Genomic DNA, 19,296 nt, shown 5'->3' with positions numbered 1-19,296 from the left:
CAATCTCTGTCGCTCCAATGCTTGATTGGACTGATAAACATTGCCGGTATTTTTTGCGGCAGATTTCTCAGCATGCTTTGTTGTACACAGAAATGGTGACAACTGGCGCGATTATTTTTGGTAAGGGCGATTACTTAGGGTTTAACCAAGAAGAGCACCCTGTTGCTCTGCAGTTAGGCGGCTCTGATCCAGTTGATATGGCTAAATGTGCGGTGTTAGCCCAAGAACGGGGCTACGATGAAGTTAATATAAATGTAGGCTGCCCTTCTGACCGAGTCCAAAATGGACGCTTTGGTGCGTGTTTGATGGCTGAGCCACAAACGGTTGCCGCATGTATTAAAAGTATGCAAGCTTCGGTCGATATTCCTGTGACAGTCAAAAGTCGCATTGGTATTGACGAGATGGATGAGTATGAGGATTTAACGCGCTTCATCGATGTTGTCGCACAAAGCGGCTGTGATACCTTTATTGTACATGCCAGAAAGGCGTGGTTAAAAGGTCTGAGTCCTAAAGAAAACCGTGAAGTGCCGCCACTCCTGTACGATCGCGTTTATCACTTAAAAGAGCAGTTTCCACATTTGCACATCAGCTTAAATGGTGGAGTAAAAACTTTAGACGATGCAGCCTTACATCTAGAAAAGTTAGACGGGGTGATGATAGGTCGTGAAGTGTACAGCAACCCCTATATTTTAGCTGAAGTCGATAAACGTTTTTATGGAGATGAGGCGTTTGTTAAAGAGCGGGCCGATATCGTTTTGGCTATGCTGCCATACATTGAACAACAGATAAGCCAAGGCGCGCGAGTATGGAATATTGCACGGCATATGTTAGGGCTTTTTCAAGGTCAACCTGGTGGCAGAGTATGGCGGCGCTACTTAAGTCAGCAAGGTACAAAACCAGGTGCGGGTCCCGAATTATTAACTGACGCACTGGATCTACTGCTAGAAACGCAAAATAAAGCGGCAACATTTCTTAAATATTAGTCAGTTTGCTAAATTGACCAATTCGTTGGTCAATTTAGCTAAAACTTAATTGACAAACTTTTTATTGTTCCACTGCAAGCAATGGGGTTTGGGTAAATACCCATATAGAACAACGTCTTAAATCTTTTTTCCTTTTTGGCACAACTATCGCAATAGTGATAGCGACTTAAGCAATAACACTTTAATAAGGCTTAAGATGATTCACTTAACCAAAAAGGAAATTACTATGTTTACTAAATCTAAAATTGCTATTGCCGCTTTAACTACTAGCTTGATTTTTACTAGCAGCGTGAGTGCTAAAGAAGTTAGCGTTGAACAAATCCTGACTAGCCTTGTTTCACAGGCTATGACGGTGGCCCAGCAAGAAGTGCATTACAGTGTTCAAGAAGCAGTGTTAAACGCTACGCATTCAGTGAGTCTGAATGAAGAAAAAACCTATGCAACTAAAGTCACTATTACTGACGTAAAAGCGTTTGAGGCAGATAAAAATAGTGCTGAGTGAGGAGTCAATGATGATCAGTCATACCTCTTTACTGATAATGAGTTTGGCGCCAGTTGTGGCATATTTTGCAGGAGTATTAGTTTTTAGCCTGATAGGCTTAGTGCAAAAATCTGCGATTTGTAGGCGCTCAAATGCATTTTTTAATTATCGAAACGGTCTCTAATAGTTGTATTGACCGTTCCCCTGTTGGCATGTTTTTACTCACCCCTTTTTATACTGTTCACTCTATGCCTGCTTGAGTCCTTTCTTGGTTTAATCCTCCACTCTATTTTTCCACGCTACATTTACTGGTCAGCAATTCCTCGTCTATTGGCTGTTTACTTCGCTTGGGGCTTAGCGTCTATATTGAGAGAATAGTTTTCTGATTTATTTTTTAGTCAAAACCACGAATCCGAGTGTGTAATTGACCAATCACACTCTAGGTATTTATCTCTATGTTTCGGTGAAGAATTAAAAAGCTATATTTATCAATTGGTTAATGTTTGTTGTGGGGTTGGCATGCCAATTGTAATAACACAGTACTGGTTAGTGTTTTACTACTAGTGACTCATAAACTTAATTGGAGAACGTACCATGGGATTAATTTCAAGAATGTCAGATATCGTGCAGGCTAACGTGAATGCGATACTCGATAAAGCTGAAGATCCAGCAAAAGTATTAAAACTGTTAATTCAAGAGATGGATGAAGCGTTAGTAGAATTGCGTTCTGTCGCAGCGTCTAACTTAGCAGAGAAAAAACGCATCCAACGTAAAAGTGAAAAGATGGCGCTTCAAGTTGAAGCATGGCAGGCAAAAGCTGCTTTAGCGATGGAAAAGCAACGTGAAGATCTTGCTCGAGCAGCCTTAGCTGAAAAGCATCAATGCCAGCAAAAACTATGCAGCTATGAAGCTGAACTGAGCTGCGTAGAAACATCGCTAACAGATTTACAAGCCGATACCGCGAAGTTACACGAAAAGTTAACTGAAGCGAGGCTTAAGCAAAACTCTTTAGTGATTCGGGAACGTTCAGCAGCGGTGCGTTTGCAAGTTAAAGCGAATACTCATGCTGATCGTATCGAGGCGGCTATTGGTCGATTTGAACACTATGAACGTCGAATTGACGATCTTGAATCACAAGTTGATGCTTATGATTTAGTGAGTTCATCACAAGATTTAAACAGCCAGTTTGTGCAATTAGAAGCGGCAGAGAAAATTGAACATGAACTTGCCATGTTACGGAAAAAAGTAGCGTAAATAAGTAAGGTTCGAGTAAGTGGCAACCATTGGCTGCCACCGATAATGTAAACAAAGATAAGGGGTAGGTAATGAGACAATATATCGAAGTAAATAGGCTTCATAAAGACAAGTTACATGGCAAAATTTCAGGTGTTTGTGCAGGTCTTGCAAAATACTGGAACCAACCAAGATGGTTAATTCGAGTTGGTGCGATTGTGGCTTTATTTTGTTTGCCAATGGTCACTTCTGTCGCTTACGTGACAGCTGTTCTTCTTCTTCCCTCTCGATAGGCAGGGTTATGTTTAAGAACCTATTGCTCGCAATCTTAATCGCTGTTGTGCTGACCTACATAGTCGGCACCATGGCGACACAATGGTTAGATTTAAGAATTCAAGTTGATCAACAATGGATAGAGCCGTTTATGACTATTTTAATTATTACCGCTGTTGTTGCGGTCCTCATCGTGGTGGGTTTTGTGGTTGCGCTTAGTGTGGTAGGGGCGATTATCTTTGCAGTATGTGCAGGGATTTTTGCTTTGTTTTTAGCAGGCGTGAGTGCATTTTGGCCCATTTTAGTATTTGGACTCATTGTATATTACTTGGTAAAAGACAAAAGTAGCGTAAGCCAGCAACGACATTCTTGAGTGTTAAAAAAGTCTGATGAAGCATTGGTAAATTGAATCGATTTGCTGAATAATTCAAATCAATGATTAGCAGTGTAGGGATAAGTAATGCGTCGAAGTCTAATGTTGGCAATGGCACTTTTTGTTTTTAATTGTCACGCGCAACTTGTTGTAAAATCAGCTCAAGTGAGATTGTTACCACCCGGAATGCCTAATACCGCAGGCTATTTTCAAATTGAAAACACCGGAGACGAACCTCAGATATTGGTTGGGGCTGGCAGTGATATCGCGCGCAGTGTTGAAATACACGAGCATATTATGACAGCTGAAACGATGAAAATGGTTCATCTCACAGAATTAGTTATCCCAGCTAAAGAAACAATTCAATTTACACCTGGCGGTTATCATTTGATGATATTCGGCTTAATAAACCCATTAGTTGAAGGTCAAAGTGTTAAACTTTATTTGCAAACTCAAGCGGGTGAAAAAATTGAGTTTGTCGCCGAAGTGGCTAGGCCTTAATCAGACATAAAGGAAATACCGTGCAACGATTTCTAAGTACTAAATGGATCGCTCTTTTTTGTGGAATTCTTCTTTTATTAATGTGGCTTATTTCAATTTTTTGGAGCGTAGAGCCCGATTTGTTTGAGCCGGCAGAATTTTCGCAACAACAAGCACAGTCAAACAATGAAAAACTCGTACCGGGTTACATCATGACCACTACGTTAATAGCGGTAAGCGAATCCTTATTAAATAAATCAGGTGGTTACTTATCAAATGATGTGATGCCACCAAGCGTTATGATGGATGATATGCCGAGCTGGGAGTTTGGCGTATTAGAAATGACGCGAGACTTGGCCTTAGCCATGCGTAAAGATTTAAGCCGTTCTCAATCTCAATCCATAGAAAATAGCTATTTAACCAAAGCGCAACCTCTTTTCAATAATAACCATTTAGACTGGATATTGCCGTCGGCCGAATCACGCTATCAAGAAGGTATTGATTATTTGTATCAATATCGCGCTAGCTTATCTGACGTGAGTCAAGGCCAGGGCCAATTTTATGCTCGCGCAGATAATTTACGTGATTGGCTTAAGCAGGTCGAGAAACGTCTCGGTAGCTTATCTCAGCGTCTCAGCGCCAGTGTTGGACAAGAACGGTTAGATACGAGTTTAGCAGGAGACGCTCAGGCTACTCAGTCTACGCCTACCGCAAAACAATTGGTTGATAAGACCAGTTGGTGGCAACTCGACGACACATTTTATGAAGCTCGCGGAGCAAGCTGGGCACTATTACATTTTTTAAAAGCGGTTGAGGCAGATTTTGGTGACGTATTAGAGAAAAAGAATGCGCAAATCAGTTTGCAGCAAATTGTACGTGAACTAGAGGCAACGCAAGAGCCCATCTGGAGCCCCTTTATTTTAAACGGTAGCGGTTTTGGTTTGTTAGCAAATCATTCTTTGGTTATGGCGAACTATATTTCTCGTGCCAATGCTGCTTTAATTGAACTTTCCGAACTTCTCAATCAGGGTTAATAAAATGAAAAAACACACATTAGCTATAGGAATGGCTGGACTAATCACTTGCTTTTCGAGTCAAGCTGACACTTTGTTAGGTTTGTACGCGGGTGCTCAAGGTTGGAATATGGAAACAACAGGTGGGTTTTCAGATGATGGCAGCAACATAGCCTTTAATTTTGACGATAAAACAAAATCCAGTTTTTATGTTGCGTTAGAACATCCTATTCCATTAGTACCGAACATTAAATTACAAAGAACGGCGATGGATACCGCAGGTGATGTATTAGTTAGCGCTAGCTTTACCTTTGGTGATGAAATCTTTACCGCCGATTCTACTGCACTAAGCGATGTAAAGCTCACCTCAACTGACGCCATTTTATATTATGAAATTTTCGATAATGACTTACTGAGTTTCGACTTGGGGATTAATGCAAAATATATCGATGGTGAATTATTTGTAATTGATAAAAATGATCCTACAAATAGCGGTCGTGAAGCGTTTTCTGGTGTGGTGCCAATGGCCTATTCTCGAATCGCAATTGGTATTCCTGCAACAGGTTTGGGCGCCTATGTTGAGGGGAGTTTCCTTAGCTTTGATGATCAAACCTTAAGCGATTATCAGGCAGCAATCACTTATAGTTTAATGGAAAATTTTGCGATCGATCTTACGTTTCAAGTGGGCTACCGCAACGTAAAATTAGAGCTAGATGACCTTGATGGTATTTATTCAAACCTGGAATTTAAAGGTGCATTTGCAGGTTTAGAAGTCCACTTTTAATCATTCAGGCTTTTAAGTAATAAAAAATCAGTATTTATTCTTTCCGGTTATGTTCATAAATCGCTAACCTAATGTGGTATCAATAAGGGTTAGTGATTTATGTCTTCAGAAGCAAACAATCGTTCCAATATCGCGGTCGGACTTAACGACCCTCAATGGTTAGCTATCAACCAAGTCACTGCTGCGTTAAATCCGTCGCAATTAAATTGGTTAAGCGGCTACTTTGCCGGCTTGGCGCAATCTAGCCAAGGGCAAGTTGTCCCTGCGCCGCAAGCCGCCGTTGCGAAAAGTCTTACTATTTTATTTGGCTCTCAAACCGGTAACGCCAAGTTGGTTGCTACCGAACTAAAAGCCAAATTAGAAGCCAACAATATTTCTACGTCTTTAGTTAGCATGGCGGATTATAAAGCCAAGCAGCTTAAGTCTGAAAGCCATGTGGTGGCCATTGTGAGTACCCATGGTGAGGGCGATGCGCCAGATGATGCGGTAGAATTACACGGCTTTCTGGCCAGTAAAAAAGCGCCTAAGTTAACGGAATTAAAGTTTGCGGTGTTAGGGCTAGGTGACAGCAGTTACGAGTTTTTCTGCCAAACAGGTAAAGATTTTGATCAACGTTTATCTGATTTAGGCGCACAACGCTTGCTTGACCGTGTTGATTGCGATGTGGATTACGATGCGACGGTTAGTGCATGGTCTGATGCCTTGATGGCTAAAATTGCCGAAGAAATGGTACAGGCAGAATCGGTCGTTGCGCCTACTGTGTCCGCTGGCCAAGGTAATGAACTAACTGTTGTTGAATACAACAAAAAATTCCCGTTTAAAGCGTCTTTATTGGCAAGTCAAAAAATTACTGGTCGAGATTCTGTTAAGGATATTAGGCATATTGAGGTTTCTCTTGAAGACTCTGGTATTCAATACCAGCCAGGTGATGCGCTAGGTGTGTGGTTTGCTAACGACACCCAATTAGTCGAATCCTTACTTGAATTACTTGGTATTGATAAAAATGAGTCAGTTAAATTCGCTGAGCAGTCATTTACTATTTTCGATGTATTAGTTGAGAAATTAGAACTCACTCAAAGTTACCCTACCTTTGCCAAAGCCTATAATGAATATGCTAAAAGTGACGAACTTGCTGCAAAATTAGAAGACAAAGCCGTATTGCGGGTTTATTTGGCTGAACGTCAAATCATTGATGTGGTGCGTGATTATCCGGCTACATTGAGTGCTCAACAGTTGGTAGATGCATTGCGGGGTATGACGCCGCGTTTATATTCTATCGCTTCTAGCCAAGCAGAAGTCGAAGACGAAGTACACCTAACGGTTGCTGTGGTTGAATACGATGCTCATGGGTATCGTCATCAGGGTGGTGCATCAGGATTTTTAGCAAAACGCCTTGAAGAAGGTGGCGAAGTGAGAGTTTTTGTTGAGAAAAATGATAATTTTCGTTTACCCGAAAATCCAGATACGCCTGTAATTATGATTGGTCCTGGTACCGGCATCGCTCCTTTTAGAGCTTTTATGCAACAGCGTGAAGCGGATGAAGCGCAAGGCAAAAACTGGTTGTTTTTTGGTAACCCGAATTATACCCAAGATTTTCTTTATCAAGTTGAGTGGCAGCGTTTTGTAAAAGACGGTGTCGTCGATAAGGTCAGTTTAGCGTTTTCGCGTGACCAAGAAGAAAAAATCTATGTTCAACATCGTTTATTAGAGCAAGGCGCCGAGGTATACCAATGGTTGCTAGATGGTGCCCATATATATGTATGTGGTGATGCTGATCATATGGCGAAAGATGTGAATGACGCACTATTATCTATTGTCCAATTACACGGTGACAAGAGTGCCGAGCAGGCTGAGCAATTCATCATGGAATTGCGTCGAGCTAAACGCTATCAGAAGGATGTTTATTAATGACAACCAACAATGACAAACACGTCGTACAAGGCAAATTAGCTGACAACGAGCGTATGAAAAGCCGTAGTAACTTTTTACGTGGCACGATTACCGAAGATTTGAAAAATGATCTTACTGGTGGTTTTAGCGCAGACAACTTTCAGCTTATTCGTTTTCACGGCATGTATCAGCAAGATGACCGCGACATCAGAGCAGAACGTGCGAAACAAAAACTTGAGCCTTTACAAAATGTGATGCTTCGTGCTCGCTTGCCTGGCGGTATTATTACGCCCACGCAGTGGTTAGCGATTGATAAATTTGCCCAAGAGCAGACTTTGTACGGCAGTATCCGTTTAACGACTAGACAAACTTTTCAGTTCCATGGTGTTTTAAAACCTCATATTAAATTGATGCATCAAACCTTGAACAAGGTCGGCATTGATTCGATTGCTACCGCGGGTGATGTAAACCGGAATGTACTTTGTACATCAAACCCAGTTGAGTCCGTTGTTCATCAAGAGGCCTACGAATGGGCTAAGAAGATCAGTGAGCACTTGCTTCCTAAAACTAGAGCTTACGCTGAAATATGGTTAGACGGTGAAAAGTTAGAAACCACTGATGAAGAACCTATTCTAGGGAGTAACTATTTACCCCGTAAATTTAAAACAACAGTCGTTATTCCGCCGTTAAACGATGTAGACGTGCACGCTAATGATTTAAACTTTGTAGCAATAGCTGAAAATGGCAAGCTGATAGGTTTCAACGTATTGGTGGGTGGTGGCTTGGCGATGACTCACGGCGACACTTCTACTTTCCCGCGCAAAGCCGATGACTTTGGTTTTATTCCTCTTGAACACACTTTAGCAGTTGCAGCTGCAGTAGTGACCACTCAACGTGATTGGGGTAACCGAGTTAATCGTAAAAATGCGAAAACCAAATATACCTTAGAGCGAGTTGGCGTTGACGTATTCAAAGCCGAAGTAGAAGCGCGTGCTAATATCACCTTCGAAAGCAGCCGGGCGTATGAATTTACTGAACGCGGCGATCGTATTGGTTGGGTGGAAGGCGTAGACGGTAAGTATCACTTAACGCTCTTCATCGAAAACGGCCGTATTCTCGATTATCCCGGTCAAACTTTAAAAACCGGTTGTGCTGAGATAGCAAAGATTCACCCTGGTGATTTTAGATTAACCGCGAATCAAAATTTAATCGTAGCGGGTGTGCCTGCTGAGTTAAAAGACAAAGTTGAACAGCTTGCTCGTGAACATGGATTGATCAGAGAAGAAGTTAGTGCGCAACGTTTGAACTCGATGGCTTGTGTGGCGTTTCCTACTTGTCCATTAGCGATGGCTGAGGCAGAGCGTTATTTACCGGGGGCGGTAACAGAGCTTGAGTCCTTGCTTACTAAACATGGTATCGCCGAGCAAAACATCATCTTTCGCGTCACTGGCTGCCCTAATGGTTGCGGAAGAGCGATGCTGGCTGAGGTGGGTCTAGTAGGTAAAGGACCAGGTAAATATAATTTACACCTTGGTGGTAACCGTGAAGGTACTCGCATTCCGAGAATGTATCGTGAAAATATCGATGAAAAAGAGATTATGCGTGAGTTAGACGTTTTGATTGGTCGTTGGGCGCAAGAAGCTGAATCAAACGAAGCATTTGGTGATTTTTTGATCCGCGCCAAAGTGGTTAAGCCAGTCATAAATTCTGCCAAGGATTTTTATGATGAGCCTGAATATGCCATCTAATTCTGTGCAGACTAAGAACGACAGCTTTGCCCCCAGTCCTGACGAGCTGGCACAAATAAATGTACAGCTCGAAAAGGCCAGTGCACAAGATAGAGTAGCTTGGGCTTTAGAGCATCTGCCCAGTAACTTTATGCTGTCTTCTAGTTTTGGTGCGCAAGCCGCAGTGATGTTGCACATGGTCTCAAGCCAGATGCCAGATATCCCTGTTGTGGTGACAGACACGGGTTATCTGTTTCCTGAAACGTATCAATTCATTGATGAGTTGACTGAACGGCTGAAGCTCAATTTAAAGGTGTATCGCGCGCCAATGTCTGCTGCATGGCAGGAAGCCAGAATGGGGAAGCTTTGGGAGCAGGGCATTGACGGGATTACCCGTTACAATCAACTGAATAAAGTTCAGCCGATGCAACAAGCACTCGAAGACTTGTCAGTTAAATCTTGGTTTGCTGGTTTGCGTCGCAGTCAATCTGATATGCGCGAAACGCTACCTGTTGTGCAACAACTAAAAAATCAATTTAAGATTTACCCGATAATAAGCTGGTCAAACAAAGACATCCATTACTACCTAAAAGAGCATAATCTTCCATACCATCCTCTATGGGAAAAAGGTTATGTGTCAATTGGTGATTGGCATACTACTCGTTCGCTTGAAGAAGGTATGAACGAACAAGATACACGTTTCTTTGGTATGAAAAGAGAATGTGGTCTGCACGAATTTGGCGATGGAATTTAAGTCTTAAAGACTTAAATTCTGTTTTCTAGCCCACTTTATTCTTACGAGCTAATGTTGAACACCGCAGACAGTTGCTGTCTCAGCGCCATGACGTAATTATCTTGTTTTTGGCTATTCACTAATTTACTGAGCTCTGTGCCTGTACTGGTAAACTTAAAATAGACTAAGCTTAGTCCTCGACGCTTTGCCGCTAAAGTCATATTATGCCCCGCCACCCGCCATTCAAGGGCGTCACCTAGGGCAATTTCACCTGACTCAATTTCACTGTGGTGAATTAAACCCAAATCCATCAACGCAAGCAAATCAGGATAGCTCAAGCCGAACTGAGCGAGATTAAGTTGATCACCATTATGAGGACTCAAGAACGACCAGAGCGTTTTTTTACGATAGTAGCCAATAAGTAATTTGGGGCTATGATCGCCTTTTTGTCGACTAGCAAAATTCAGCGCTCGGCGAAATACCAACGCATCTTTCTGTGTTAGACATTTTAATAACTGCAAGGTGTTCAAAGAAAAACTCCCTGGTTTACTGCTTTCAACTGCAAAAATTTTCCCCCATAAATCTTGCATCGGGGGCGAATAAATTTCTTCGGCCATTTTAATAAAGCTGAAAAACCAATCGGGATCGATGTCTTCTGAATAGCCATCTTCAAGACAAAAATTGATTGCCTTGTTAAGTATATTTTCTAAATTGGTAATTTTTCGTCGTTCTTTTAATTTTAGTCTGTCTGTAATTTTTTCATCGATAGTCTTTTTCAGTTTGCTATTGCCTAACGAATAGATACCAGCCTGACTGAACCATTTTGCGATCCGTCCCGAGCCGGCAACTTTATCAAGATGTGGCTTTTTTTCAGTTGTAGTTTTAGTGCTGCTTTGAGCTTTAACTGGCTCAAAATCAGACTGTATTGGCTGAATTGTGCTGTTTTCTATTTTCATCGACATGAATTAGCTTGTACTTATAGTGTAAGTAATTGACCATAGCAGACATCAAACCTTTGCTTGAGGTCATAATTTGATTTTAGGCTACTATCAATAACATAAATTTTCAGCATTGTGCACAGGAGTCTTTTGCTGCACTAAATATTGAGTTAATGTTAATTGGTATTACACTTAGTCACCACTGCAACACTTCGGAGTCTTCGATAAATAAATGAGCCAGAATAACTATGAAAATGATGAACTGATTTTTTTATCTGAAGAGAAAGGTTCTGAAATAAAAGAAACAACAGGTTATTGGAATATTTTAGTTGTTGATGATGATGAAGAGATTCACTCAGTAACGCGTTTAGCTTTGTCTGATTTAATTGTAAATGACAAGGGGCTGAGATTTATCCATGCTTATTCGGGTGCTGAAGCCCTTAAAGTCATTGCTGATATGGGGGCGAGTATAGCGATAATATTACTTGACGTTGTGATGGAAGAAGACGACTCAGGTTTGCAAGTTGCCAAAATAATGCGTTCAGAAATGGGCTTAGAAGAACCCCGTATTATTTTACGGACTGGACAGCCAGGCTATGCTCCTGAAGAACAAGTTATTAAAGATTATGATATTAATGACTACAAAACAAAGACTGAATTAACCCGCAGTAAACTCGTCACCACAATTATTGCCTCCCTGCGTTCTTACCAACAAATTTTATCCATTAATCAGAGCCGACTTGGCTTACAAAAAATTATTATTTCTGCTGCAAACCTTATGGAAGAGCATTCAGTTAAAAATTTTTGCGAAGGCGTTGTGACGCAAATTAGCTCTCTCATTGGTTTAGACGCAGGTGGTGTTGTATGTGCCAGAGCCGGGTCGGTATTAGATCAAGATGACGATGGCGTTTACATACTCGGTGCAGCGGGTGAATTTGCTGCTTATATTAATGCCAAACTTGAAAGCATCCATAATGCTAAAATAGTTAGTTTTGTAAATCGTTGTTTGGCTATCAAACAGCATATTTTTGAACAAGATTTTTCTATTTTATATCTTAACAGTTCAGGTTATGAAGCTGCGGTCTATTTGCAAATTGGCAAAGAAATCAGTTTAGTTAACCGTCAACTTTTAGAAGTGTTTTTGTCCAGCGTTTCTGTCGGATATGAAAACGTCAATTTATTTCATCAGTTGCGTAATGCTGCCTTTAGGGACTGGCTAACCAAGCTGCCTAATCGTAGTGAGTTCATAAATATGCTAGATGATTTTGGCAGCGGTAAAAAAGCCGGCAATGAAATCATCGTGGCGTCTGTTGATATAAGTCATTTTTCAGATATCAATGATGGATTGGGGCAAGATGTCGGTAACAGCGTTTTACTCTCTGTCGCTCATCGCTTGGAAGAAACGTTTAAAGACAAAGTGAGTTTAGGTCGCATCGGTTCAGACGTGTTTGGTTTGATCGGTCCTGAATTTTTTGTTAACCCACAAACCTTACAAGAATTGTTTATTGCACCATTTAAGGCAGGGGAGCATTCTCTGCATTTAAGTGCATCCTTTGGTTTAGTTAGGCTTAATACTAAGGTGCAAAGCGGCATCAATATTCTTAAGCAAAGTAATATAGCCTTAAACGAAGCGAAGAAAGATCTCAATACAAACTATGAATACTATCAACCAGAGATGGAAGAGCAAACGACTTGGCGGCTAGATATGATCCGCAAGCTTTCGAGCGATTTCAAAGAGCGGAAGTTAAAGCTTTGGTATCAACCACAAGTGGATCTTGTCACCGAAGACGTGGTGGGTATGGAAGCCTTATTGCGCTGGCCGACTTCCGACGGTGGCTTTATTTCGCCTGATGTATTTATTCCTTTGGCGGAATATTCCGGCTTAATTATTGATATTGGAGCATGGGTGTTAGAAGAGTCTTGCCGACAGCTTAGTGTGCTTTCAAGTCACGGTTTTACCGAGCTTCGCATGGCAGTAAACATCTCTATGCCGCAGTTTCGAGATCCTGCTTTTATTAATATAGTAAAAGATGTTATCACTCGAGAGGGGATAAAACCGGAAAGAATCGAATTAGAGATAACCGAAAGTATCGTCATGGATGAACCGCAAATAGTGGTTGAGGCTCTGCACGAACTAAAAGCTTTTGGCGTAAAAGTAGCTATAGATGATTTTGGTACTGGTTTTTCATCGATGAGTTATTTACAGCAACTCCCTCTCGATCGCTTGAAAGTAGATCGTTCTTTTGTGAATGAAATTACTCCTGGTAAATCTGCTTTCATCGCAGAAACGATTGTAACGCTTGGCAACAAGCTTGGATTATCGACCATTGCTGAAGGCGTCGAAAAGCGTGAACAAGCGAGCTATATGTTGAAACTAGGTTGTGACGAAGCCCAAGGATACCTTTTTGCTAAGCCCATGCCTTTTGAACAATTGTTGACATTTTTGGTTGAACATAGGGATAAGTAAACCTTAACCGCAGTTTCGCTAATCGAAGGCAGTCTCTTGGCTGCTTTTTTAATCTGCTATCTTTAAAGTGAAAGATTCAGATTCTTATCTTACTCCTCTTTTTTACCGCTAGATTCCAATAGAAATGCCCAAACATATTTTAAAATTATTCGGCTTTGTCATATTATTGTAATAATTGTGTGATTTTTAAAACTTGCTGTAACCTAAAGAACAGTGTAAGTTCAATGCATACCAGCAGTTTAAAGGTGATGTACTATGCGAATGAAACCTGTGTCTATCGGCATTCTATTATTAAGTTCAGGCTTGGCTTTCGCCGAAGTCGATACTAAGAGTATGTTTACGTGTATGGACTTAAAAAATTATGACGTAAATAGTCAATGCGCCTCTTCTTTGATTTCAAGTAAGACCCAATTTCAAAATATGCAGAAAGAGTTTGAGACGAAGTTAGCGTTACAAAGTCCTAATGTAATGGCCACTACCCAATTTTTTCCTAACAAAATGCTTATTAAAGTGATTGCGCAAAAAGAACAAAACAGCGAAGAAAACGAGTTATTAGCGTCCGTAAAATAATTGTGCTGTTTGGATTAATAAAAGATATAAAAAAAGCTGCTTAACGCAGCTTTTTTTATACTTAATTTTCTTCTATTAGTGATGGTAGGTATACCAACTGATTTAACTTAAGCCATTTCTCTTTTTGTAATGCTAAGTTTACTTTAAGTTCTTTGTAGCGATGTAACAGCTCTAATTTGTCATAACTGCGCTGTAAGTCGCGCTTTTTTATTTCCATAATACGTTTTTTGGCCGCGTAATATTCCGTCATTTTTTGCACGAGTACCTCATACTCAGTCTGAAGCTTTTGCATGACTTCCTCGCCATGCGCAAGGCTGGCGATACGAGTTTTAGAGCGTTGTAACTGCATCACAACTCGGGCTTTCTCAATGCGCTCTTCGGGGCAACGTCGTAAATTCTTGGTGAGTCCAATATACGATAAACCACTGATTAGCCATTTTGTGGGGTCAAATTGCCACCATCTGATACCATTCCGATAGTCGTACTCAAAAATGTGATGGAAGTTGTGGTAGCCCTCTCCAAAGGTGAAAAAAGCTAAAATATCATTATCTCTAGCACTATTTTTATCGGTATAGGGCTGACGACCCCATATATGAGCTAAGGAGTTAATAAAAAATGTGACGTGATGCACAACAAAAAGTCTGAATACACCGGCTAAAAGTAACATTCCCCAAATGTCATCATTTAACCAACCAAGTAAGACAGGCACACCAAAATTAGCACTTAACATAATGCTCAAATAATGGCGATGTTGCCACATGACGACTTTATCCTTCTGTAAATCACGGCAATTACTGTAGTCACTGTATCGATGAACTTGGTACTCCCTCAACATCCAACCTATGTGTGAATACCAAAATCCCTTATTAGCAGAATAGGGATCCGATTCATTATCATCTACATGTTTATGATGGATTCGATGATCAGAACTCCAGTGTAAAATACTATTTTGCAGAGCCATTGCGCCACCAATGGCTAAAATAACTTTTACTACAGGGTTAGCGTCATAGGTCTTATGTGACCAAAGTCGGTGGTAACCGGCGGTGATAGACATGCCTGAAAAATAAATTAAAACAATGCAGGCAACTATCTCAAGGCTATCAAAGCCCTGGGTTAGCGCCACGTATGGAACTACCAATAAAGAGATAAAGCCGGTGATTAAAAATACGGCTATATTGACTAATAACAAGCGGGGTTTTTTCATGATAATTTTTTTTGAGCTTACAACTGTACGCTAATTTAACTTTGAGTTAGCACTTAAGCAAGAAATATCTTGGTAAAGTGAATGAAATCATGGGCTGTGACCTAAGCTATTTTCAGGTTAAACTGAATTATTAAACCAAGGTAGAAATCATTTTGAGTCGTCAATTACAAAAGCTTCGCACCCGTCGTAGCATCATAGATGCAGCCTTTTCATTGTTGGATGAACAGCGTAGTTTGTCTAGCATTAGTTTAAGAGAAGTAGCGCGTGTCGCAGGAATTGCTCCCACTTCTTTTTATCGTCATTTCAAAGATATTGATGAACTCGGTTTAACATTAGTCGATGAGGCAGGCCTAGCGCTGCGGCAACTTATGCGTCAAGCCAGGCTACGTATCGCCTCTGGTGGTGGTGTTATTAATACGTCCGTTGAAACGTTTATGGAGTTCATAAACGACAATAATAATGTATTTAGATTATTACTCAGAGAGCACACGGGCACATCGGTGGCTTTCAGAGCAGCAGTACTCCGTGAGATTCAACATTTCAATGTTGAATTGACAGATTACACTATGGCTACCACTGGACTAAAAAGTACGATTGCAAATCTGCAGGCTGAGGCCATGGTGAAATTGGTATTCAGTACAGGGGCCGAGGCCTTAGATGCCGCACCAGAACGTAAAAAAGTCCTAGCTGAAAGACTTAAATTACAATTAAGATTTATTGTTGATGGGGCATTGAAAGCCTCACAATCCTAATATTTTCGGCTCAGAAACAAACCACACTCTGCATGATGGGTATAAGGAAACTGGTCAAACAAAGCGAACCTTACCACCTGATGACTTTTACTGAGTGTTTCTAAGTTTTGTTTTAATGTCTCTGGGTTACAAGAGATATACACGATGTTTTCATAAGCCTTGACCATTCCAAGTGTCTCGTCATCTAAGCCAGAGCGAGGTGGGTCAACTAAAATAGTGTTACAGTCAAAGTCTTGTAAATTGATGCCTTCTAATCGTCTAAACTGTCTCTTTTGCTGCTGAGCCTCAACAAATTCCTCACTCGACATTCGAAGCACGGTTACATTGTCGATTTTGTTCAGGGCAATATTATATTGCGCCGCTGCAACCGATGACTTTGATATTTCAGTTGCTAAAACCTGCCTAAAGTTTTGCGCTAAAGGCAAGGTGAAATTACCCAGTCCACAGTAAAGTTCTAACAGATCGCCTTGACAATTTTGGGTAACATCAAGTGCCCATTCGATCATTTTCACATTCACTACAGCATTAGGTTGGGTAAAACTATTTTCTATGTGTTTAAACTGAAAGGGCTTTTGATTAACGGTTAACTCTTCAATCAAGTAATCTTTGTCTAAATCGAATTTTTGTTTCTTTGCCCGACCAATAATATCAATACTGTATTTTTTTCGAAGGCTCTTTAGGATGGAATTTATTTCCAGGTGCCATTCTTCATCCAAGGCCTTGTGATAAAGTAAAGAGACGATTATATGCCCGCTAAGACTGCTTAAATAGTCGATTTGAAACAGCTTGCGCCTCGCTTTTTCACTTGGCTTTAGTTCGTTTATCAAATCACGCATAACCTGATTAATTAATTGGCTAGCAGGGGGGAAGTGCTCAACTCTGTATTTTTGTTTTGTCTGCTGGTCAAACATAATATGATATAAATCATCACCTTCGTGCCAAACACGAAATTCAGCACGCATCCGATAATGAAGGGAAGGTGACGAGCAAATCTCAAGACTAGGCATATCGAAATTATCGAAACATTCTTTGATAAGCTCTGCTTTACGCTGTAATTGTACAGGGTAGTTTTCAGCATTTATCTCAGTAGGGCGCATAGTCTTGTTCCACCATAGGTTTGTAAAACCGCGCAAGGTATCGGGTTTTAAGTAATACTTCAAGATTGCTGTATTAACTATTATTTATCTATAGCCTAAATTATAACCATTGCCTGCCGATAGCTACTAATGAGGGAAGTGAGGTAAATAAAATGAATGTTAATCAATTAAAAGCTTTTTTAGGTGACAAGCCGGCTCATTTAGGTGCTGATACTAGCCTTAAGAACCAGTTACGCGAATCGGGTTTGCGCCAAGCCGCAACGTTACAGGCAAATCAAGCTCAAGGTACCGCTGATAAATTTAGCTCGAGTGCATCTTTTGGTGCCCGCGTGTATGCCAATGCTCTGAATACAACTCTTGAAGTTGATGCAAAGAAACCTGATTTTTCTGCAAAAAAGAGTGCTCAAGCAACTCAGCCTTTATTTGACTTTGAAGAAGTGGCAAAGAACGTTTTAAAATTTGTCGGTGGAGCTATCAAAAATGCTAAAAACAATGGCGCTGATGATACTCAGCTGAATAAGTTGTTTGATCAAGCCACAAGCGGTGTACTCAAAGGCATTAAAATGGCCGAGAAAGATTTGGCTGGGTTAATGAATGAAGAAATCCGTGCGGGTATTGATAACAGTAAAAAGCTTATCGACGAGGGCATAGAAAGCTTGCGAAAAGACATCTTTGCAAACGCTGAGGCTTTACAAACCAAAGAAGCGAAATCGGTAAGTAACACCACACAAATTTCTGTGACCCACCAGCAATCAGGCCAGTTACTAATTAAGACCAAAGACGGTGACGAAGTCACCTTAGCTTTTGAAGATTTTAAGCAATTTGAACTTAATCAAAAAGTAATGCTTCAACAGCAACGGGTTGCTGCTAATGTAAATGATCAGGTAGAAGTTAAACCTAAAGAGAATAGCAGTGCTGAAGTAGACGATTTAGCAGGAACAGAGTCTGAACTATCACAATCTTCATCTGTAGGTGAAGAGCCCAATTCAAATCAAACGACGTCGAACATTAGCCCTAATAAAGAGAACGCTACCCTGACGCTTGAGCAAAAGAGTTATTACTATGAAACTAATAGTTTAAGCTTTAGCGTGACGGGTGAATTAGATGAGGCCGAGTTGAAAGCGATAGGGCAATTAGTATCTGATGCGAATAGTCTAGCAGATGATTTTTTCAATGGTGACATCGAAAGTGCCTACAATCAGGCCTTAAAATTAGGCTTTGATGATAAAGAATTAACCAGTTTCGCCTTACAATTAACTAAAGTAGAAAACACTCAAGTTATTAAAGCGTATGAAACGGTTTCTCACTATGGGCAAACTAATAGTGAGAGTGAGCCTTCAAAAGCCGTTAAACCCGTCGCGCAATACTTAGATAAAATGCTATCAGTAGTTGAAGGGAGTCGTCAGCAATTACAAGGAGCTGAGGATTACGAAAATATGGTGAATTCACTTATTAATAGAATGGGCGAAGTCCACACACCTGATTTAATAACAGCACTAAATAGGTTTCATGCCTTTAACCAAAAACTTATTGAAAATTTGCCTTTAGTTAGCCGATAGCTTCGACCTGGTCAGCTGAACAAAAACGCCTACATTAAGTAGGCGTTTATTTAATTACTTTCTTGTTGTTTTATTCTTCTTCAGTTTTATCTTTTGCTAAACGAACTTTAAGTGTTCTTTCCTGGAAAACTGAGTCATTTAAATTCTTAATTGCTTTGTCTGCGCCTTTTGCATCCATTTCTACGAACCCATAACCTTTTCGCTTACCGGTACGTCTATCTTTCATTAAACGAACTGAGTTAACGACACCATGAAGTTCAAAGTGCTCTTGAACAGCTTGTTCATTTGCTCTGTAAGGTAGGTTGCCTACGTACAGGGTACTTAGTTCTGAAACGTGAGCCGTTTCTACACCTGTTGAAGCGCTTTTAAGTTGAGTTAATAAAACAGTGGCGATGCCACCAATGATAATACCTAATGCTACTGAAATTGCGGGTGATAATGCAATATTGAAAGAGTTGAAAACAAAATAACTGGCAATTGCTAATACTAAAACACTAATAATGTTTGTGATTAAAGATGAGTTCATGATCAAAAGTACCTAAAAGTTGTATTTATAATAATAAGGAAACGCCACTCTATGTTACTTACTTATCAATAAATCGCCAATATAAACAACAAGCTGGATATTAGTAAGTTGCATTTTATTATCGTTTTTTCATCAATTTAGTCGATTACTGAGCATTTTGATGGATAAAACACCACTTAAACAAGTATTTCAAAAAAGGTGTTGCAAGTCGAA

Annotated in this window: 19 protein-coding genes; 15 read left to right on the top strand and 4 right to left on the bottom strand. The window is 40.4% G+C overall.

Going from position 1 to position 19,296, the window contains the following annotated elements; translation table 11 throughout:
* Positions 1-2 precede the first annotated feature (2 nt).
* The 11 genes from dusA (at position 3) to NWQ57_RS06875 (ending at position 9,991) form a co-directional block, all read left to right on the top strand.
* Positions 3-983, top strand: coding sequence for a tRNA dihydrouridine(20/20a) synthase DusA (gene dusA / locus NWQ57_RS06925; protein WP_306021411.1), 981 nt, complete (start codon positions 3-5; stop codon positions 981-983).
* Positions 984-1,209: 226 nt separating this feature from the next.
* Positions 1,210-1,485: a hypothetical protein gene (locus tag NWQ57_RS06920; protein ID WP_306021410.1), complete on the top strand. Its 276-nt coding sequence runs from the start codon at positions 1,210-1,212 to the stop codon at positions 1,483-1,485.
* Between the two features lie 573 nt (positions 1,486-2,058).
* A complete protein-coding gene (locus tag NWQ57_RS06915; RefSeq protein ID WP_306021409.1) occupies positions 2,059-2,718 on the top strand; it encodes a PspA/IM30 family protein in 660 nt (219 codons plus the stop codon).
* A 71-nt stretch (positions 2,719-2,789) separates the two neighbouring features.
* Positions 2,790-2,990, top strand: a complete 201-nt coding sequence (locus NWQ57_RS06910) for a PspC domain-containing protein (protein WP_306021408.1) — start codon at positions 2,790-2,792, stop codon at positions 2,988-2,990.
* A gap of 8 nt (positions 2,991-2,998) precedes the next feature.
* A complete protein-coding gene (locus tag NWQ57_RS06905; RefSeq protein ID WP_306021407.1) occupies positions 2,999-3,343 on the top strand; it encodes a hypothetical protein in 345 nt (114 codons plus the stop codon).
* 87 nt (positions 3,344-3,430) lie between these two features.
* The gene (locus NWQ57_RS06900; RefSeq protein WP_306021406.1) at positions 3,431-3,844 is read left to right on the top strand and encodes a copper chaperone PCu(A)C; all 414 of its coding nucleotides are present in this window, start codon (positions 3,431-3,433) and stop codon (positions 3,842-3,844) included.
* Positions 3,845-3,864: 20 nt separating this feature from the next.
* The gene (locus tag NWQ57_RS06895; RefSeq protein ID WP_306021405.1) at positions 3,865-4,857 is read left to right on the top strand and encodes a DUF2333 family protein; all 993 of its coding nucleotides are present in this window, start codon (positions 3,865-3,867) and stop codon (positions 4,855-4,857) included.
* 4 nt (positions 4,858-4,861) lie between these two features.
* The gene (locus NWQ57_RS06890; RefSeq protein WP_306021404.1) at positions 4,862-5,620 is read left to right on the top strand and encodes a TIGR04219 family outer membrane beta-barrel protein; all 759 of its coding nucleotides are present in this window, start codon (positions 4,862-4,864) and stop codon (positions 5,618-5,620) included.
* 99 nt (positions 5,621-5,719) lie between these two features.
* A complete protein-coding gene (locus NWQ57_RS06885) occupies positions 5,720-7,528 on the top strand; it encodes an assimilatory sulfite reductase (NADPH) flavoprotein subunit (protein ID WP_306021403.1) in 1,809 nt (602 codons plus the stop codon).
* Positions 7,528-9,258, top strand: coding sequence for an assimilatory sulfite reductase (NADPH) hemoprotein subunit (gene cysI, locus NWQ57_RS06880; RefSeq protein ID WP_306021402.1), 1,731 nt, complete (start codon positions 7,528-7,530; stop codon positions 9,256-9,258). Before NWQ57_RS06885 ends, cysI begins: the two co-directional genes overlap by 1 nt.
* A complete protein-coding gene (locus tag NWQ57_RS06875; protein ID WP_306021412.1) occupies positions 9,248-9,991 on the top strand; it encodes a phosphoadenylyl-sulfate reductase in 744 nt (247 codons plus the stop codon). The genes cysI and NWQ57_RS06875 overlap by 11 nt, the downstream gene beginning before the upstream one ends.
* 41 nt (positions 9,992-10,032) lie before the next feature.
* On the opposite strand, the gene NWQ57_RS06870 is transcribed toward NWQ57_RS06875, so the two are convergent.
* Entirely contained in the window at positions 10,033-10,932 is a 900-nt protein-coding gene (locus tag NWQ57_RS06870) for a TIGR03899 family protein (RefSeq protein WP_306021401.1), read from the bottom strand.
* Between the two features lie 208 nt (positions 10,933-11,140).
* On the opposite strand from NWQ57_RS06870, the gene NWQ57_RS06865 reads away from it, so the two are divergent.
* Positions 11,141-13,375 (top strand): EAL domain-containing protein, encoded by a 2,235-nt coding sequence (locus NWQ57_RS06865; protein ID WP_306021400.1) that lies wholly within the window; start codon positions 11,141-11,143, stop codon positions 13,373-13,375.
* A 255-nt stretch (positions 13,376-13,630) separates the two neighbouring features.
* A complete protein-coding gene (locus NWQ57_RS06860) occupies positions 13,631-13,945 on the top strand; it encodes a hypothetical protein (RefSeq protein ID WP_306021399.1) in 315 nt (104 codons plus the stop codon).
* Between the two features lie 61 nt (positions 13,946-14,006).
* Here the strand turns inward: NWQ57_RS06860 and NWQ57_RS06855 are convergent, their stop codons facing one another.
* Complete coding sequence (locus tag NWQ57_RS06855; RefSeq protein WP_306021398.1) at positions 14,007-15,149, bottom strand: fatty acid desaturase; 1,143 nt, start codon at positions 15,147-15,149, stop codon at positions 14,007-14,009.
* A gap of 152 nt (positions 15,150-15,301) precedes the next feature.
* Between NWQ57_RS06855 and fabR the strand changes: the two genes are divergently transcribed.
* Positions 15,302-15,901: an HTH-type transcriptional repressor FabR gene (fabR, locus tag NWQ57_RS06850; protein WP_306021397.1), complete on the top strand. Its 600-nt coding sequence runs from the start codon at positions 15,302-15,304 to the stop codon at positions 15,899-15,901.
* On the opposite strand, the gene trmA is transcribed toward fabR, so the two are convergent.
* A complete protein-coding gene (gene trmA / locus NWQ57_RS06845; RefSeq protein WP_306021396.1) occupies positions 15,898-16,998 on the bottom strand; it encodes a tRNA (uridine(54)-C5)-methyltransferase TrmA in 1,101 nt (366 codons plus the stop codon). The genes fabR and trmA overlap by 4 nt on opposite strands.
* A gap of 152 nt (positions 16,999-17,150) precedes the next feature.
* Here trmA and NWQ57_RS06840 point away from each other — a divergent pair, with 152 nt between their 5' ends.
* Positions 17,151-18,557: a DUF5610 domain-containing protein gene (locus NWQ57_RS06840; protein WP_306021395.1), complete on the top strand. Its 1,407-nt coding sequence runs from the start codon at positions 17,151-17,153 to the stop codon at positions 18,555-18,557.
* 70 nt (positions 18,558-18,627) lie between these two features.
* Here NWQ57_RS06840 and NWQ57_RS06835 read toward each other — a convergent pair whose 3' ends face one another.
* Positions 18,628-19,083: an RNA-binding protein gene (locus NWQ57_RS06835; protein WP_306021394.1), complete on the bottom strand. Its 456-nt coding sequence runs from the start codon at positions 19,081-19,083 to the stop codon at positions 18,628-18,630.
* Positions 19,084-19,296: the final 213 nt, after the last annotated feature.

The sequence above is a fragment of the Paraglaciecola sp. genome (genome assembly GCF_030730205.1).
Taxonomy (GTDB): domain Bacteria; phylum Pseudomonadota; class Gammaproteobacteria; order Enterobacterales; family Alteromonadaceae; genus Paraglaciecola.
The sequence above is the reverse complement of the archived record's forward strand: the minus strand, read 5'-3'. Positions and strand labels throughout refer to the sequence as shown.

Excerpts from the sequence above, each read along its gene's own strand:
- NWQ57_RS06920 (WP_306021410.1), top strand. The coding sequence starts at position 1,210 with ATGTTTACTAAATCTAAAATTGCTATTGCCGCTTTAACTACTAGCTTG.
- NWQ57_RS06915 (WP_306021409.1), top strand. The coding sequence starts at position 2,059 with ATGGGATTAATTTCAAGAATGTCAGATATCGTGCAGGCTAACGTGAAT.
- NWQ57_RS06910 (WP_306021408.1), top strand. The coding sequence starts at position 2,790 with ATGAGACAATATATCGAAGTAAATAGGCTTCATAAAGACAAGTTACAT.
- NWQ57_RS06905 (WP_306021407.1), top strand. The coding sequence starts at position 2,999 with ATGTTTAAGAACCTATTGCTCGCAATCTTAATCGCTGTTGTGCTGACC.
- NWQ57_RS06900 (WP_306021406.1), top strand. The coding sequence starts at position 3,431 with ATGCGTCGAAGTCTAATGTTGGCAATGGCACTTTTTGTTTTTAATTGT.
- NWQ57_RS06890 (WP_306021404.1), top strand. The coding sequence starts at position 4,862 with ATGAAAAAACACACATTAGCTATAGGAATGGCTGGACTAATCACTTGC.
- NWQ57_RS06885 (WP_306021403.1), top strand. The coding sequence starts at position 5,720 with ATGTCTTCAGAAGCAAACAATCGTTCCAATATCGCGGTCGGACTTAAC.
- cysI (WP_306021402.1), top strand. The coding sequence starts at position 7,528 with ATGACAACCAACAATGACAAACACGTCGTACAAGGCAAATTAGCTGAC.
- NWQ57_RS06875 (WP_306021412.1), top strand. The coding sequence starts at position 9,248 with ATGCCATCTAATTCTGTGCAGACTAAGAACGACAGCTTTGCCCCCAGT.
- NWQ57_RS06870 (WP_306021401.1), bottom strand. The coding sequence starts at position 10,932 with ATGTCGATGAAAATAGAAAACAGCACAATTCAGCCAATACAGTCTGAT.
- NWQ57_RS06865 (WP_306021400.1), top strand. The coding sequence starts at position 11,141 with ATGAGCCAGAATAACTATGAAAATGATGAACTGATTTTTTTATCTGAA.
- NWQ57_RS06860 (WP_306021399.1), top strand. The coding sequence starts at position 13,631 with ATGCGAATGAAACCTGTGTCTATCGGCATTCTATTATTAAGTTCAGGC.
- NWQ57_RS06855 (WP_306021398.1), bottom strand. The coding sequence starts at position 15,149 with ATGAAAAAACCCCGCTTGTTATTAGTCAATATAGCCGTATTTTTAATC.
- trmA (WP_306021396.1), bottom strand. The coding sequence starts at position 16,998 with ATGCGCCCTACTGAGATAAATGCTGAAAACTACCCTGTACAATTACAG.
- NWQ57_RS06840 (WP_306021395.1), top strand. The coding sequence starts at position 17,151 with ATGAATGTTAATCAATTAAAAGCTTTTTTAGGTGACAAGCCGGCTCAT.
- NWQ57_RS06835 (WP_306021394.1), bottom strand. The coding sequence starts at position 19,083 with ATGAACTCATCTTTAATCACAAACATTATTAGTGTTTTAGTATTAGCA.